Source organism: Psychrobacter immobilis (assembly GCF_904846235.1).
GTDB lineage: Bacteria > Pseudomonadota > Gammaproteobacteria > Pseudomonadales > Moraxellaceae > Psychrobacter > Psychrobacter immobilis_C.
Genome location: NZ_CAJGZN010000003.1, coordinates 217,683 through 234,904, shown reverse-complemented (window position 1 = coordinate 234,904; position 17,222 = coordinate 217,683). Strand labels below are relative to the sequence as shown.

General features: G+C 43.1%; 15 protein-coding genes. 4 read left to right on the top strand and 11 right to left on the bottom strand.

The window, feature by feature from the left end:
• The first annotated feature begins 692 nt into the window (after positions 1-692).
• Positions 693-1,271 (top strand): hypothetical protein, encoded by a 579-nt coding sequence (locus tag JMX07_RS03480; RefSeq protein WP_201606308.1) that lies wholly within the window; start codon positions 693-695, stop codon positions 1,269-1,271.
• Positions 1,272-1,387: 116 nt separating this feature from the next.
• Here JMX07_RS03480 and JMX07_RS03475 read toward each other — a convergent pair whose 3' ends face one another.
• A complete protein-coding gene (locus tag JMX07_RS03475) occupies positions 1,388-3,934 on the bottom strand; it encodes a Tex family protein (RefSeq protein WP_201606307.1) in 2,547 nt (848 codons plus the stop codon).
• 378 nt (positions 3,935-4,312) lie between these two features.
• Between JMX07_RS03475 and ompR the strand changes: the two genes are divergently transcribed.
• Both ompR and JMX07_RS03465 read left to right on the top strand, forming a co-directional pair.
• The gene (ompR, locus tag JMX07_RS03470; protein ID WP_201606306.1) at positions 4,313-5,071 is read left to right on the top strand and encodes a two-component system response regulator OmpR; all 759 of its coding nucleotides are present in this window, start codon (positions 4,313-4,315) and stop codon (positions 5,069-5,071) included.
• 79 nt (positions 5,072-5,150) lie between these two features.
• A complete protein-coding gene (locus tag JMX07_RS03465) occupies positions 5,151-6,485 on the top strand; it encodes a CobW family GTP-binding protein (RefSeq protein WP_227684601.1) in 1,335 nt (444 codons plus the stop codon).
• A 255-nt stretch (positions 6,486-6,740) separates the two neighbouring features.
• Here JMX07_RS03465 and JMX07_RS03460 read toward each other — a convergent pair whose 3' ends face one another.
• From JMX07_RS03460 to ubiG, 4 genes are all read right to left on the bottom strand, one after another.
• Positions 6,741-7,007, bottom strand: a complete 267-nt coding sequence (locus JMX07_RS03460; RefSeq protein ID WP_101204603.1) for a DksA/TraR family C4-type zinc finger protein — start codon at positions 7,005-7,007, stop codon at positions 6,741-6,743.
• Positions 7,008-7,165: 158 nt separating this feature from the next.
• A complete protein-coding gene (locus JMX07_RS03455) occupies positions 7,166-8,002 on the bottom strand; it encodes a YciK family oxidoreductase (protein ID WP_227684600.1) in 837 nt (278 codons plus the stop codon).
• Between the two features lie 75 nt (positions 8,003-8,077).
• Entirely contained in the window at positions 8,078-8,788 is a 711-nt protein-coding gene (locus JMX07_RS03450; protein ID WP_101204604.1) for an HAD family hydrolase, read from the bottom strand.
• A 67-nt stretch (positions 8,789-8,855) separates the two neighbouring features.
• A complete protein-coding gene (gene ubiG / locus JMX07_RS03445) occupies positions 8,856-9,683 on the bottom strand; it encodes a bifunctional 2-polyprenyl-6-hydroxyphenol methylase/3-demethylubiquinol 3-O-methyltransferase UbiG (protein WP_201606305.1) in 828 nt (275 codons plus the stop codon).
• Positions 9,684-10,188: 505 nt separating this feature from the next.
• Here ubiG and JMX07_RS03440 point away from each other — a divergent pair.
• Complete coding sequence (locus JMX07_RS03440) at positions 10,189-10,809, top strand: thiol:disulfide interchange protein DsbA/DsbL (RefSeq protein WP_201606304.1); 621 nt, start codon at positions 10,189-10,191, stop codon at positions 10,807-10,809.
• Positions 10,810-10,992: 183 nt separating this feature from the next.
• On the opposite strand, the gene yjgA is transcribed toward JMX07_RS03440, so the two are convergent.
• The 6 genes from yjgA to pcnB all read right to left on the bottom strand — a co-directional run bounded on the left by yjgA (position 10,993) and on the right by pcnB (position 17,209).
• A complete protein-coding gene (yjgA, locus tag JMX07_RS03435) occupies positions 10,993-11,505 on the bottom strand; it encodes a ribosome biogenesis factor YjgA (protein ID WP_057757930.1) in 513 nt (170 codons plus the stop codon).
• A gap of 49 nt (positions 11,506-11,554) precedes the next feature.
• Positions 11,555-12,520, bottom strand: a complete 966-nt coding sequence (gene rapZ, locus JMX07_RS03430) for an RNase adapter RapZ (RefSeq protein ID WP_201606303.1) — start codon at positions 12,518-12,520, stop codon at positions 11,555-11,557.
• Positions 12,521-12,571: 51 nt separating this feature from the next.
• The gene (panC, locus tag JMX07_RS03425) at positions 12,572-13,474 is read right to left on the bottom strand and encodes a pantoate--beta-alanine ligase (RefSeq protein WP_201606302.1); all 903 of its coding nucleotides are present in this window, start codon (positions 13,472-13,474) and stop codon (positions 12,572-12,574) included.
• A gap of 75 nt (positions 13,475-13,549) precedes the next feature.
• Entirely contained in the window at positions 13,550-14,350 is an 801-nt protein-coding gene (panB, locus tag JMX07_RS03420) for a 3-methyl-2-oxobutanoate hydroxymethyltransferase (RefSeq protein ID WP_201606301.1), read from the bottom strand.
• 119 nt (positions 14,351-14,469) lie between these two features.
• Positions 14,470-14,991, bottom strand: coding sequence for a 2-amino-4-hydroxy-6-hydroxymethyldihydropteridine diphosphokinase (folK, locus tag JMX07_RS03415; protein ID WP_201606300.1), 522 nt, complete (start codon positions 14,989-14,991; stop codon positions 14,470-14,472).
• Between the two features lies 1 nt (position 14,992).
• On the bottom strand, positions 14,993-17,209 hold the full coding sequence (pcnB, locus tag JMX07_RS03410) for a polynucleotide adenylyltransferase PcnB (RefSeq protein WP_201606299.1): 2,217 nt from the start codon (positions 17,207-17,209) through the stop codon (positions 14,993-14,995).
• Between the last annotated feature and the right edge of the window lie 13 nt (positions 17,210-17,222).

Below are 17,222 nucleotides of genomic sequence, written 5' to 3'. Positions count from 1 at the left end.
ATACTCATATCTTGTTGTTTAACACTTTTAATCACTTGAGCACGGAAGTCTGCTGAATAAGTCATAATCTTTTTACTTTTCGCTTGTTTTAAAACGACTGTACCACTTTTATAAAAGATCTACTATATTGCTACTATCGTTTCATAAATATTGTAGAAAAATTATATGTAAACATTAGTTTAATTAAATGTATATCATCAAAAAACTTATGTACTAAAATCTGATAATTATCTAAACACTGGTTTTGAATTATAAATAAAAACTACTGATGAAAGTCTCTGTAATACTGACAAATAGCACTCAAAAAACTATTAATAACAGTTATCTAAGTTCAAATAACAACTATGAGCAATCAAATATTCATATTCTCAATACTAGAGAAGTCGGTAGATATTTATTATTAACAGACTCACTTATTAACAGTTATAATAACACAATCAACCTTTGCTACTAATGAGTTTTGGGGAATATAGAAGTTAAAATATCAGCTAGACTTTAGGTATGGCAGTTTCATAACGTCACAAGAAAACATTAAACTGTTAGAACCTTAATGAGTTTGCTACTGAAATATAAACTACATCGTTGATAATTTGCATACAGTATTTACAGACACCTTTAAATAAAAACGGCTCATCATTAAATATGAGTTATCGTTTTTAACTATTGCTAATTATGTATCATGGAGTTCTATAATGAAAAAGAATGTTTTATCATTAATCGTCGGTGCCAGCCTTGTATTACCAACTATGGCAATGGCAGCACCCGTTAACAATAGCGATCTAATGCCAGCAGATATGCGTAATGCTGCTGTCGAGAGCACTTTACAGGCTGAAATAGAAGGTCCTGATGGTGAGTTGTTAGCGACCCAACCTGGCGCTGTAGATGTCGAAGAGTCAAACACTGCTGATGTCGATATGGACATGGGTAATGAAGCAGATGAAATGAATGACGAAGCTGACGATATGGATGATGCAGCAAGAGATGATAATGCAGCTTTGATGAACAACGCTCAGGCAACAACCAATGCGGCAGCAATGACTAATGCTACAACCGCTCAGGCTCCTGTACAGAACGCTCAAGCGCTTAACATGCAACATAGCAATGCAGACTATCAGCCTTTGATCGCTGGTGAAGCGGCTACTGAGAATAAAGTTGCAGATGCTGCCAGTACTTTGCAAGAAAAGAAAAAAGACAAGCGTGGTGAGTTATTAGCTACTCAGCCAGCAAACGTACAGTTTAAAGAAAACCGTCGTATCGCTGTATCACGCTAAGCAAATAGTTAGTATAGTTGATTAGTTTGTAAGCATATTACTTATATAAAAAGGCAGCCATATGGCTGCCTTTTTTGTTATACCAAACTATAAATTTTAGCTGTTGTTAGCAGTGTTTATTTCTTAGTTTTAGTCACGCCAGCTTCTTGTAATAAAGCGCCGAGTGTACCCATTTTACTTGGGGCTTCAGCTTTATCATTTTTTACTGGCTTACTACGATTGCTCGCGTTGTCTTTATCCTGACGCTTGCCATGCGGCTTAGACGGACGTTTGTCAGCAGCTGGACGGCTATTATTTGGACGGTCACTATTTGCGTTATTATTGCGTGAACGACTGGTTTTCTCGCCATCTATACTAGCTGTCGTAGACTTGGCAGCCGTACGTACAGGTTTTTCAGATTCAGGTTTCATGCTAAAGCCGATACGACCACGTTTTTCATCGATAGAGATAACCCGTACCGATACGATATCACCAGGTTTGACACGGTTCATAGGATCTGCGACAAAGTCATTGGCCATCTGCGAGATATGTACCAAGCCATCCTGATGCACACCGACATCAACGAAACAACCAAAGGCCGTTACGTTAGTGACCACCCCTTCTAACGTCATGCCTTCGCTCAAATCTTTGATACTATTGACGTCATCACGGAAATTGGCCGTTTTAAACTCAGGACGAGGATCACGAGCAGGTTTAGCTAGCTCTTCGATAATCGCTTTTACGCTGACATTATCGTCGTTAGCAGCCAGTGTAGTCGTATCAATCGTATTTAACACGCCATCATTACCGATGACTTCTGACAGTGGCTTGCCCGCTTGTACAAGCAAGCTATCAACCAATGCATAGCTCTCTGGATGCACACCAGTGGCATCTAATGGATTGCTACCATTATGAATACGCAAGAAACCGGCTGCTTGCTCAAATGTCTTAGCGCCTAGACGTGGGACGTTTTTAAGCGCTTCACGGCTATCAAATGCACCGTGCTCTTTGCGATAAGTGACGATTTGCTGCGCCACATTGCGGTTAAGACCTGCGATGTGAGCTAAGATAGCTGGGCTGGCTGTGTTTACATCCACACCCACGGCATTCACGCTGTCTTGGGTTACTTTATCAAGACTGTCTGCAAGCTGGTTTTGATTGACGTCATGCTGATATTGACCAACGCCAATGGCTTTTGGATCAACTTTAACAAGCTCTGACAATGGATCCTGTAAGCGACGTGCGATAGAAACTGCACCGCGTACAGAAACATCTAGATTGGCCAGCTCATCACTAGCAAGTTCACTCGCTGAATAAACAGACGCACCCGACTCATTAACTATGACAGCTTTGGCTTTTAGTGCATCGTTCGCAGCCAAAATCTCTTTGATCATCGCATCTGTTTCGCGACTTGCCGTACCATTACCGATAGCGACCAAATCAACGTTATAAGTGCTCAACAGCGCATCGATGACTTTCTTGGCTTCATCCATCTTATTATCAGGTGCAAACGGATACACTGTCGCTATGACGGGCTTCTCTTCGCTATCTGACATGACATGACCTTGCGCATCAACGATGGCCATTTTTACGCCATGACGGATACCAGGATCGACACCTAAGATTACTTTAGGACCTGCAGGTGCAGACATTAGCAAATGCTGTAAGTTGCTAGCGAACACATCAATCGCATCCGCTTCTGCGGCTAGGCGCTTTTCAGTTAACAAGCGGTGCTCGATATGCGGACGCCATTTGTCTTTCCACAAGCTACTGGCTGCCTCTGACAAAAACTCACGGCGGGCTGCTGGCGCTTTGGCATCAACATCGAAATGATTGATAATTTTTTCGATAAATGGTGCGTCTTCGCCTTCAATCTTTAGACCCAAGACGTTTTCTTGACGACCGCGTAACATTGCTAATAGGCGATGATTTGGCAGTCGAGCAAGGCTTTCGCTATGCTCAAAGTAGTCTTTGAATTTCTCGCCAACTTCGCGCTTTTCTTCGCTTGCAACGCTCGATACGATACTAGCAGTCTTGGCAAAGCCACTGCGCAAGTTGTCCAACAAGCCCAATGCTTGTGTCCATTCATCAACGATAATCGCTTGTACGCCAGCGAGTTGTTTTTCAATATCGCTAAAATCAACTTCGATTTCATTACCACTGTCATCAGTGATACTTGACTGGACTTGATAATCAGCCAAGGCATCTGTCGGAGTTATTTCTTGGGTCAAGACTGCTTGGGCAGCAGTATCAAGACCAGCGGCACGAGCTTTGGCAGCAGGTGAACGACGACGCGGACGATATGGCAGATAGATGTCTTCAAGCTCAAGCTTAGACGTCGCGTTATCGATACGCATCTGTAGCTCTTCATTCAGATTGCCCTGTGTGCTTAGCAGCTCAGTAATTTTGAGGCGACGTGTTGCCATGTCACGCTCATAATTAAGAGACTTCTCTAAAGCACGCAGCTGCGCATCATCAAGATTCTGAGTCTTTTCTTTGCGGTAACGCGCAATAAAAGGAACCGTCGCGCCTTCATCATAAAGTTTGACAAACGCATTGACTTGAGCAGTCTTAATGCCAAGCGCGCGAGCAAGCTTGTCGTGAATATTCGCGTGTGTGGTTGCATCTAAAACCTGTGCATTTGTCGAGGTTTGAGATGACGTTAAGGTATCAGTGCTACTCATATACGTATCAATCGTTGAGAAATGTAGCTTTGCATTATAGCAAAAGCTGCATGAATAAAAATCCTTTTTATCTTTTCGTTATTTATTGCGCATTTTAGGACGCAAATCATTCTATATCACACATCCTATGGACTTGTTAAACAAACGCATACAGCATTTATTATCATGGGTGATGCAATTCTCGGTGCAATCTTATACACTAAAGTATCAATAACACAAATATTGATATGTGCTGACATATTGAACAATAGTTTTTAATTTTATGAAGTGCTTATTCGTAACCAATAATTAAATAATGATAATTAATGGCAGTGTTTTTGCTCATAGCTATTTACTTGTAGTTTCTGATAACAATAATTTTTATAAAAGGATGCCTGTATGACTGATAACAACAGCCCTGACACGTTGACTCAGCGTATTTTAGTCGTCGATGATGACGCTCGTCTGCGCTCTTTGTTGCAACGCTTCCTAGAAGACGACGGTTTTGTCGTTCGTACCGCTCATGACGGCAGTCAGATGGACAAACTCATGCAACGTGAGCTTTTCTCTTTGGTCGTACTCGATTTGATGCTGCCAGGCGAAGACGGTATCAGTATCTGTAAGCGTCTGCGTGATGACAATGCAGATATTCCTATCATTATGTTGACTGCCAAAGGTGGCGATGCTGACCGTATCGCCGGTCTAGAAGCGGGTGCAGATGACTATCTACCTAAGCCTTTTAACCCAAAAGAGCTGTTGGCTCGTATCAAAGCTGTATTACGTCGTCAAAACCGTGAGTTGCCAGGTGCACCAAGTCACCAATTAGAAGTGGTTGAATTTGGTCCATGGACACTAGATCTATCGACTCGTACGCTCAAACGTGATGGTAACGTAGTCACTTTGACGACAGGTGAGTTTTCAGTACTAAAAGCGCTCGTACAGCATCCACGTGAGCCATTGACCCGCGATAAGTTGATGAACCTTGCCCGTGGTCGTGAATGGGGTGCGATGGAGCGCTCTATCGACGTTCAAGTATCACGTCTGCGTCGTCTGATTGAAGACAACCCTTCACAAGCACGTTATATCCAGACCGTATGGGGCGTTGGCTACGTGTTCGTTCCTGATGAAGCTGAGGTAGAAACCGTCAAGAGTGAATAACCTTTGACTGATGACATTTCTTTTAATATAGGCCGTGTTTGGTTATTCATAAACACGTGCCGATATGATGAGCATACCTGTGAAAAACCCTATTATTTTTCAAAACATACCCTGCACGTTAGTGACAGGGTTTTTAGGTGCTGGTAAAACCACCGTAATTAATCAGTTACTGGCCACAAAACCTGATGACGAACGCTGGGCTCTCTTAATCAATGAGTTTGGTCGTATCGGTATTGATGGCGCACTCCTAGCAAGCTCCCAAGATAACGATCTTGAGCAAAAAAACATCGCCATTCGTGAGGTCAGTGGTGGCTGTATTTGCTGCACCAGTCAGCTGCCCTTACAGATTGCAATCAGTCGTCTGCTCAGTGACCATCATCCACAGCGATTACTCATTGAGCCCACAGGGTTGGCTCATCCACGTGAGCTGATATTACAACTCAGTGCGCCGCATTGGCAAACTGCCCTAAAAATGAATGCTGTCATAACCGTGCTAAGTGGCGAGCAGTGGCAACAGATTAGGTATCGTGATCATGATGGTTATCAAGCGCATGTCCGCGATGCCGATGTGCTGGTCATCAATCGTTATACCCAATTAGATACTAGCGAAAAACAGGTCTTGGTAGAATGGATAACCAAGCTCAATTCACAAGTAAAAATCATTTGGGCAGCATCAGAACTAACAGCAACTGAGACAACAGACTCATCAGATGTCAATTCATCAGATAAGTTTGTAGCAAATAAACTTGTAGCAAATAAACTTGTAGCAAATAAACTTGTAGCAAATAAACTTGTAGCAAATAAACTTGTAGCAGATAAACTTGTAGCAGATACATACTTGTCTACGTTAAACGACCAACTTAATCAGCCCAGTTCTATCATTTCGAATCAACGAAAAGTCACTATCTCTAATCCTAAAAAATCGATTATTGGTTTACAGTCTCCAGCCAATTCTTTAGCAACTGCGTCATCATCGAGTCTATCTACCGATGAGAGCGAGGCTCAGGCCAATCCTCAGACCAGTGCTGATAGTGATCTACCCTATCGCTACCATGAAGAGCAGCAAGATTTTCAATTGGCTGGATGGCGCCTACCCGCTCACTACATACTAAACGCTGACGATTTACAGAATTGGTTGTTAGCATTGCCAAACTGGGAACGCATCAAAGGCGTGGTACATACTTCTGATGGATGGATGAAGATCAATTTTAACCCTGGTAGTCTAACCACCAGAACTATTGACCCACAGACGGATAGTCGATTGGAAATTATTTTGCAATTAGGCAATACTGTCGATACACATGCTGTCGATAAAGCTACAGGAAAATCAGAAACTGAGAATGATGCCAAAGTGTCACTAGCCTTGATAGATTGGGAAGAGTGCGATCACGAACTGATGGCACTGGTTATATAGCAACAGACAAAAAAAAGGCGGGCACTGCTATTTTTTGTCTAGCAATATCCGCCCTTTCTTTTTTCAACGCAACTAGGGCGTGTCCTCATTTTAAAAATGGTGATAAAAATGAGATAAGTCGCAGTCAAACAAGGAAAATAGCGCAGATAATATCGAGATATTAGTCAGCTATTTGACGCCGTTTGGCAAGATTTAGCCATTTTTAACCCATTTAGATGACTATCGATTGAATTGAGGACACGCCCTAACTATTTTTTAACGCAATTGGCTGTCTTTACTACCACGACGATTAAACAGTTCAGCCGCTTTTGCCTCTTGCTCAAGCTCCGTCTGACAGCTAACACAATGCTGAATACCGGGCACTGCCAGTCGCCTTGCCTCTGGAATAGGCTTACCACATTCGTCACACAGCTCAGCACTTACACCTGTCGGTAACGAACGTCGCGCTCGCTCTAATGCATCATTTACAGTTGCATCCATTTGTTCGTGCTCAGCACCATCTCTTGACCAGCCACCTGCCATAATCTTATCCTATTTTTTATTCATTATAATCAGACAATACAAATGTCTTTAATAACAAATAGATGGGGCTAGCTACGGTTAATTGCAACCTGCGATAGTGTATAAAATCATCCATAAAGAATGACGCAGTTATTTCGACTCAACTTAAAACTTCGCCACTAGTCTTTTGGTTGTAGCTCAATCACTTGACCGCGTACACCAATGCTTTCATCACTCATCAGACAGACATAGCCTGCCATGATATCTTCAGGTGTTTTTAAGCTCATAGGATTTTCACCTGGATACGCATGCGCACGCATATTCGTACGAGTACCACCTGGATTAACACAGTTAAAACGCAGATTGGTTGTGTTCTGCGTCTCTTGAGTAAAGATATCACTCATACCTTCTACTGCTTGTTTGGAAAGTGCATAAGCCCCCCAAAATGCGCGAGGATGTGTACCTACAGTGCTAGAGGTGAAAACAACAGAGCCATGATCTGCATCTTTGAGCAGTGGCAATAACGCTTGAGTCAGCATAAAAGTCGCTGTGAAATTAACTTTCATCACTTGGGCAAAAGTATCGACGTCATACATCTCAAGCGGCGTCAGTTGTCCTAATACACCAGCATTATGTAAGATACCATCTAACTGGCCGACTTCTTTATTGATTAGCCCTTCGAGCTGCTGCATTTCGGCGTAAGTTGCCCCTTCTAGATTCATCGGCAACATAGCAGGCTGCTTACCACCAAGACTCTCAATCTCATCGTAGACGTACTCAAGCTTGCTGCTAGTGCGTCCTAACAATAAGACAGTGGCGCCATAACGCGCATAGGTCAATGCGGCAACACGGCCAATACCATCCCCCGCTCCTGTTACCAAAATAGTCTTACCATCTAGGCAATTACTGGACGGTACAAAGTTACGAATATCATCATGAGTCAAAGGCTGAATAGGACTTTGAACAGTTTGTTTATTGTCTTGTGGATCGACTGGTTGGTTATTATTGTCACTCATGGCATTGCTCACTACTTATCATTAAATCGTTGAGGATATGTGCTTATGGTTGTAAATCTGGTGATATGTAGCAGTCTATAAATACTCAAACTTACCAGACGATAGCAGTAATTTGTTTAACTGCTCAGGCGTATCCGTAATATAGTCGGCGCCCCATTTTTTCAAAGACTTTTGATCTTCAGGTGGAATATATCCATAAGCAGCCAAAATCGTTGGCATGCCAGCGGCATTGCCAGCTTCAATATCACGCACATGATCACCGACATAAAGTACGCAGCCTGCCGCCCCTCGTGGGATACCAAGTTTTTCTAGCGCCATATACATTGGCTCTGGGTCTGGTTTGGTGCGAGATACATCATCTGGACAGACCAAAACTGCACAGCGCTGATCCAGTTGCATCTCACTTAATAGCTTTTCAGCTAAATAACGCGGCTTGTTGGTAACGATACCCCACGGCACACCCTTTGCTTCAAGTTCAGTCAGTACCGCTTCAAGCGCCTGAAACACGCAGCTATCGACACAGATATCTGCTTCATAATCATCTAAGAACTGCTGACGAAACTCAAGCAATGCTTCCTCGCTGACTTCGAGTTGATCGTTATGTCTTAGCATCAATTGCACCATGGCCGAGGCACCCGCAGAGACTTGCTCGCGGATTTCCGCTTCAGGCGGTGCCTGCCAGTCATTTTCGAGACTCATTTTACCAATGATACGAACAAAATCAGCAGCAGTATCGATTAATGTCCCATCAAGGTCAAATAAAACAGCTTTTACAAATTGGGTCATAGTGAATGCTCTTGAGATTGATGACGTGTTTAGTGAAAGTATGGCAAATAAATGGCTGCGTGCAGCATTAAACCAATGGCTTTTGTACGGCTATCATATAATTAACATCGACGTTTTGGGCAAGCCAGTAGCGTTTGGTCAGCGGATTATAATGCAAACCGATAATATCCTGACGAACAAATCCAGTATTGAGTGCCATTTTGTCTAATTCTGCTGGCGTGATAAATTTGGCATAGTCATGGGTGCCGCGATCAAGCAACCGCAGTACATACTCTGCACCAACGATGGCAAACAGATAAGACTTAGGATTGCGATTAATCGTTGATAGTACACAGACACCGCCAGGAGCTAACAACTCATAACAAGCCTGCACGATCGAGCTAGGATCTGGCACGTGCTCTAGCATCTCCATACAAGTCACTACATCAAACTGACCAGCATGTGTTTTTGCCAACTCTTCAACGGGTATATGCTGATAGCGAAGCGTATTCTCTAACTGGCTTCGCTCTGCATGTAACGCAGCAGCTTTTAGGTTTTCTGTACCTAAATCAATTCCTGTCACATCAGCACCGCGGCGTGCCATAGATTCTGACAATATTCCGCCGCCGCACCCTACATCGAGTACTTTTTTGCCAGAAAGTCCTTGCTCAGTGGTTTTATTAGCATCGTTTTGATAGCCACGTTTGACGTTTTCTTCTATCCAGTTTAAACGTAATGGATTGATCTCGTGTAGCGTTGCAAACGCCCCTGTGTTGCTCCACCACTCACTCGCCAAGTTATTAAATTTTTCGACTTCGCTAGGATCTACGTTGATGGTGGTAGACTCTGTACTATTGAAAGCGCTATTATTATTTTGATCACTCGAAGTTGATGAAGAATTTAAAGCAGAGCTCATGGTATGTTCCTTGATTGTCACTATCGTTGTTATCGTTTACAGTGCACGATTATGTGCTTAATATTAGCATGAGAGTAGCAGTTTTGTCGTAAGCACATCGTCACCGATTGTGAATAGGCTTAAACTTTACCCTGTTTTTTGGGCAGTATCTTGATATAGAAAAGATACGTATCCTTGTGACAATATCGCATTCTGATACTTTTGAATCTTTTAAGTTCCATATAGAAATAAAGCAGACACTTGAGAAACAGTAGATTCAAAAAGTAACAAGCAATATACCTTAAATAATAGCTAACAGCTTTACAACTATCGGTTAAGAATGCGATTCACAAGTACATACATTTTACGTTATCATAGTCGATACTTTGTTATTGTTCGATTATACTCGACACTGTCTGGTTTAGACGCTTTAAAAGCTATATATTTTAGAGTGTCACATGTTTAATAACCATATAGACACAAACCTCTTAACCCATTCTAAGTCTCCACACCTCAAGGATAAAGTATGAAACGTGTCATCACACTGACTGGTCTAGCCATGGCCATTGGACTTGCCTCTATGGGCGCACGAGCTGCAGACTATGTCGCTGGAAAAGATTACCGTGTGCTAGACAACCCAGAGAAAATCAGCGGTGATGCTATCATTGTTCGTGAATTCTTTTGGTATGGTTGCCCACATTGTAATGTGCTTGATCCGCATATGGAAAAATGGGCAAAGACTAAAGACAAAGATGTCGTATTCTTCAAAACACCAGCGGCACTTAACCCTGTTTGGGAAGCCAATGCACGCGGTTTTTATGCGGCTCAGCTTTTAGGGTTCGAAGACAAAACTCATTCTGCATTATTTGATGCTATCCACAAAGATGGTAAAAAACTGTTTGATCAAGCGTCACTAAGCAAATGGTACGCGTCAAAAGGCGTGAATGAAAAGAAATTTAACAGCCTATATAACTCATTCGCTGTTGGTACAAAAATTGGTCGCTCACAAGAAGGCGCTAAACGTTATCAGCTTTCTGGCGTACCAGCTGTGGTGGTGCAAGGCAAATATGTAGTCACTGGTGAGAGTGCTAAAGTACCTAAAGTCGTCGACTACTTGGTCGACAAAGCCCGTGCTGAAAAGAAATAACTCAAGCAATAAATACTTGAATAATAGACATAACGCACAGTACATCCGTACGTCATGCACAAAAAAGCCAATCATAAATTGATTGGCTTTTTTGCATCTTAACATTTTAGCTATTCATTTTTTAACTACTAACCTGTCAACTAATAATCTTTCAATTAATAACCTTCTAGCTTGGTGTAGGTATTATTTCTTCAGCTGCGATAAAATAGCCACTTCACGTATATAACTTGCCAAATCTGCTTTAGATTCTGCCAGCAACTCATCATCTTGCATGTGTTTGGCATACTCTATCCACAATAATAACTGATACATACTGTGATGCTCAGAAGCTTTATATTGCTTCACAAACTGCTTGAGCGTACCTTCATCATTGATATTCAGACGCTCGTACCAGCTCTCTATTTTTGAAACTTGCTCTTTAGGAAAAAACGCATCAAATAGTGCCTTTATCAGCTCATGACGATTCTCTTCAATCATAAGCTTGCCAACACGTTTGGTCTGACGATTACGAGCATTGGCGCTAGTGATATCAGCCAATGCCATTAGTTCTGCCATAAAATAATCACTAGCAGGTAAGGCTTTTAGCTGTTTTTTCGATAAGCTAGCAAGCGGTATCGATAACTGCTGCAAGCGCTCATGAGCTTTTTTGAGTTCTGTGCGCGAAACGCGCATGTCCTGTTCTTTCCAGTCGATCATAAAAGCTTTCCAAAATAATAATTAATAAATTAAATAGTGTCTGATATCACTACCAGCGACTTTTTTCGCGGTGTTTTGCCAATACCTTCACACCTTTAGGCATGGCATCAGTAAGGCGGCGTTGTAGATGATCAGTGATAAAAACAGAGCGATGTTTGCCGCCCGTACAACCTATGGCAACCGTGACCGTATGACGATTATTGTGCAAAAACTCCGGTAGCCAACGGGTCAAAAACTTATCAATATCACCCATCATTTCTGCTACTTCTGGATAATCTAAGAAGAATGCGCCTACCTCAGTATCCAGACCTGTCGAGTCACGTAATTCAGGGTTCCAATGCGGATTCGGTAGAATTCTAACGTCGAATACAAAGTCAGCATCAATGGGGCTACCGTATTTAAAACCGAAAGACAGTAGATTGATGACAATCTGGTTGTCCATACCTATGTGTTCACGCAAGCTGTCTTTTAACTGATGGATATTTAGGCTACTGGTATCAATCCTAATATCAGCGTGACTAGCAATTGGCTCTAATAGCTCAACTTCCTTTTTGATAGCAGCGGGTAAATTAAAGGCAATATGCTTAGCGTTATCACTATCAATATCTTGTGACATTAGCGGATGTACGCGTCGCGTCGCATTGAAACGAGCTATCAGCGTACTCTCTTGTGCAGTCACATATAAAATCTGTACCGCATGAGACCCATAAGTCTCCTTGAGAGAAGCATACGTCACCGCAAAGTTAGATAAATCAGCACGTGGCGTTCGAATATCGACACCCAGCGCAATACGATGAATGCCGCTTTCATTGACCAGTTTATGAGCAGCATTAGGCAACAAAGACAGCGGTAGGTTATCAATAGAGTAATAGCCTAGGTCTTCTAAGATATTCAATACTGAGGTTTTACCAGATCCTGAACGCCCTGAGACCACCAATATACTGAGCTTATTCGTAGACGTCTGATCCGCTATTGTTGCTGCCGCATTACTATTTTGATCCTGACTTACACCCATGATCTACTCATCCAAGTCTATTATATCTAGTCTACTGCTATGTCATAAAAGCTAATTTACCGCTACCGATTGATTGTCCAACAAACGCGCTTTTCCTAGCCATGCTGCGACTAAAATAACGATATTTTTGTTCTCTGTATTAAAGGTTTTAGAGTCACTTACGACAGAATCCAGCTCCTCAGTCTTTATTTCCAGATAATCAATAATAAAACCTGCGTCACTAATACGTGTCCGCGTATCTACTAATAGCTTATCAAACGCTTGCTGACTAAGAGCCGTACTTTTCAAAATCTGCGCTAATTCTTGCAATGCTTGATGTAATACAGGGGCAACTTGACGCTCATTTGCACTTAAGTATTGATTGCGCGATGATAGCGCTAAGCCATCATTAGCACGAACAATAGGTGCGCCAATGATACTAATAGGATAACTCAAGTCACGTACCAACTGCTTAATGATAGCAAGTTGCTGATAGTCTTTTTGTCCAAATACTGCCACATCTGGTTGTACGATATTGAATAGTTTAGCGACAACAATACCAACACCATCAAAGTGTCCAGGACGTGATTGACCACATAACTGATTGGCAATAGCACCAGCCAATACAGCAGTAGGTGGTGGTAATACTGGATACATTGCATCAATACTAGGTGCAAACACATAATCTGCATCCACTGTTGCAAGCTTAGCCACATCTGCATCTAATGTACGCGGATAGCTGTCAAAATCTTCCCCGACGCCAAACTGAGTGGGGTTAACGAAGATACTGACCACCACTATATCTGCATGCTGCTTGGCAATTTTTACTAGCTCAAGATGACCGTCATGCAGATTACCCATCGTTGGTACTAGCGCAATGCGCTGCTGACGGTCTTGTTTGTCACATTGCTGGCCACGATAAGGCTGAAGCGCTTCACGTAATGACGAGATATCATGATAAATAATTGGAGACATGATTACTTTTCTTCTATTCAAACGTTCTGTTGTTCAATAGCTTAAATAACTTTGATAACTTTGATAACTTCAAAATCAGCTAAATTGGTGCTGCTCAGTCGGGAAGCTACCTTCGCGTACTGACTGCTGATAGAGCGCAAAAGCACCTTCGATACTGTGAGCACTATTACGCTCATCTGTTAAAAAATCATGGATAAAACGTGGGACTCGGCCATGCGCCATACCTAGCATATCGTGCATAACCAATACCTGACCATCAGTATCGGCTCCAGCACCAATACCGATAACTGGCACGGCAACGGCTTCAGTAACGGCTTTTGCAAGCGCGGCTGGAACACATTCTAGTACTAGTAATGCAGCACCAGCATCGACGACTGCTTTGGCATCAGCAAGCAGTTTATCAGCCGCTTCATCACCGCGACCTTGAATTTTATAGCCACCAAACACGTTGACTGATTGCGGAGTCAAACCAAGATGCACACAAGTTGGTGTACCTGCTTGCGCCAAGGTCGTTACCAATTCACACAGCTCGCTACCACCTTCGATTTTTACGACATGCGCCCCTGCTTGCATTAGTGTGCGGCTATTAGCAACGGCTTCTGGTAGTGTCACATAACTCATAAACGGTAGGTCAGCCAATATCAGCGCGTGTTTGTTACTACGGGCAATATTGGCGGTGTGATAAGCCATATCATTGACTGTCACAGGTAGTGTCGAGTCATGGCCTTGTACAACCATGCCCAAGCTATCCCCAATTAAAATCGTATCAATTTCGGCTTTTTCCATCATTCGTGCAAACATCGAGTCATAACAGGTCAAGCAAGTGAACTTGGTACCTTCTTTTTTAAACTTATTTAGAGTAGATAATGTTGTCATATGACCCTCAATTAATCTGCAATGCCTTTGATTATCGATATTGCTACTATCAGAGCTATGATCGAGAAGTCTTAGACCAATACCCCAATCACCTGTTACTTAGCATTAGTTATTTATAATCAATCGCTTGATAGTAATGTTAAACCTGTCCAATCGCGACTTTGTGAATAGTCACTTATCGACTTACCTGCGATGGTTAAATTTGGTGCCAACTCTCGCAGTGGTATTAAGACAAAATTGCGCTCACTTAAGCCAGCATGCGGTATTGTCAGTGTTGGATCAGTAATCTGTATCTCACCGTATAGCAAAATATCAACATCCAGACTACGTTCACCCCAACGGCGTAAACGTGCTCGCTTGGCCATACTCTCTAACTGCTGACAAAAAGCAAGCAGCTCGTAAGGGGCAAACGTTGTCTCAAAACCAACTACTGCATTGACAAAATCCGGCTGGTCTTGTGGCCCCATCGGTGCTGAAGCATAAAAAGAAGATACACTTACTTCACGTACCTGCTCATGTGCTCGCATTACTGCAAGCGCATGCTGCAAATGATCGGTAGGCGAACCCAGCTCATTAGCGAGGTTGCTACCCAAGCCCACATAACAGGTAACCCAGTTACTATTATCTGTACTGTTATCCATATTATGCACTTTCAGTACTAGGCTGACGGCGGCGGCGCTTCGACGGTACAGGGCCTTTGTTATCAGTTACTTTCACAGCAGGCATCTGATCATTTGTATCTTGCTTCGCTTTAGCAGCCTTTGCAGTAGTTGCTTTCACCGATTTCCTGGCTCTCGTAGGTGCAGCGGTTTTTGTCGCGTCTTTGCTATCTACTGCCTTGCTACCTACCTCCTTTACACTTTTAGTATCGCTTTTATCAGACGCTTCAACTGCAGGTTTAGGCGCTTTTTTCACATACTTTACCTTTGGCTGTGCTCGATTACTACTGTCCTTCGAATCATTACTGCCTTGTACTTCGATATTGCTCGCACTATCTACAGTAGGTTGGCGACGGCGACGTTTATGCGGGATCGGCTCGTTATTCATACTGACTAACGCAGGTGATCTTGCGATCGAGCGAGCTGGTCTAGCCTGACTAGCTGATACCTGATTAGTATTAGACGGCTGAACGTTATTTGAGCGTTCAGACTTAACCGCTTGCTTTGGAGCTTCTTGATTGGTTGGTGCTGGCTTTCGTACAGGTGCTTTGTTGCGCTTCGACGTATCATCAGCTGCCAGTTGCTTCTGCAATGGCGGCACAACGTTCTCGTGCTCGATAATAAATAGTGGCTTAGGCTTTGCGTGTTGGCTTGCCGATTGCTTGTTATTAGCAAGAGACAACTGCTGTAGCTGAGCAAGCTCGTTATTGTCTTGCTCTATTTGCTGCACGTTGTGTCTTCCGCTGTCATTGCGACTAGCTTTAGATTGGCTGGCAGCACGGCGACGACGGGCTGGAATATTTGACGAATCATTTACCATTGTTTGATCATTTCTACCTTTTTCAGCACGGTCATCAGCTTTGTTTTGCTTTGTACTGTTCTGATTAGGTGCTGCATTATCAGTAGTCTGTGTTTTTGATTCTTGACGATTACGTCCGCGACCACGTTGCCCTTTTTTATAAGCACCTCGGCGAATATTTTCGTCAAACTCATCAATCGCCTGCTGTTGCTCTTGTTCAGACAAGGTTTGATACGTCTGCCACCAGTCACCCATATCGTTGGTTGACTCTGATAGCGGATGCTCAGCATCGCCGCACTGCTCACGTAATAATAAAAAGTCAAAGCCCGCACGGAAACGCGGATGCTCTGATAGCTGAACGATCTGTTTGCTACGTGGGGCTGCAAGTTTTGGCTGCAATATCCAGATATCTCGAATGAATTGCTCAGCAAATTTCGGAATAGCGGTTTTGATACGCTGACGGTCGATGACTTTGCCAGCCGCATGCATTTGCGCTTCGGCAAACGGCATATTACGTTTCTTAGCTTTTGCTAATTGATGTAGGTAATTTTCCCACAGTAAGGCAGCATAGAAGAACGCAGGGTTGATACTCTTGCCCGCTGCAATACGCTTATCGGTATTGATAGCTACCTGATTGACTAAAGCACTTGGCTCAGACGGTGGATAGATAATGAGACTATCAATCGCACCTGATTCAAACAATAATGGCAACAGGGGTACTAGATAGCCACCAGTAAACATCTTTTGCGTTTCATCATAGAGACGATGCGGTGATATTTGCTCAAGCAGCGCCCAGTTCCCGTCATTGAACTGCTCGGACAACGCTTCATCAAATTCAAAACCTAACTTGGCTTTGAAACGTAAGGCACGGAGCAAGCGCACAGGATCTTCTTCGATACGTACTGGCGCATTGCCCAATAGACGAATGATTCTGTTATCAATATCATCAAGCGCGCCGCAGAAATCATGAACGATGCCTTTGAGCGGTTGATAATAAAGCGCATTGATAGAGAAATCGCGACGGGAGAAATCTTGTTGAATATCGCCCCAAACATTGTCGCGCAGAATCATACCGTCTTGATTGGTATTAGCATCACTGGTTGGTGGACCACGGAAAGTAGCAACTTCAATCAACTCGCGACCTGAATACACATGCGCTAACTGGAAGCGGCGACCGATAATGCGGCAGCGCTTACCAAAGACATCTTTAATCTCATGCGGCTTGGCATCGGTGACGGCATCAAAGTCTTTCGGGCGCAGACCTAATAAAGTATCGCGCACACCACCACCGACGATATACGCATCAAACCCAGCACGGGTCAATGTGGCAATCACTTCAGTAATGGAATTGGGTAATTCAGATTTGTTCAGTTCTAACTGCTTGGCGGCACGCTCGGCCATGCATCTACTCCTC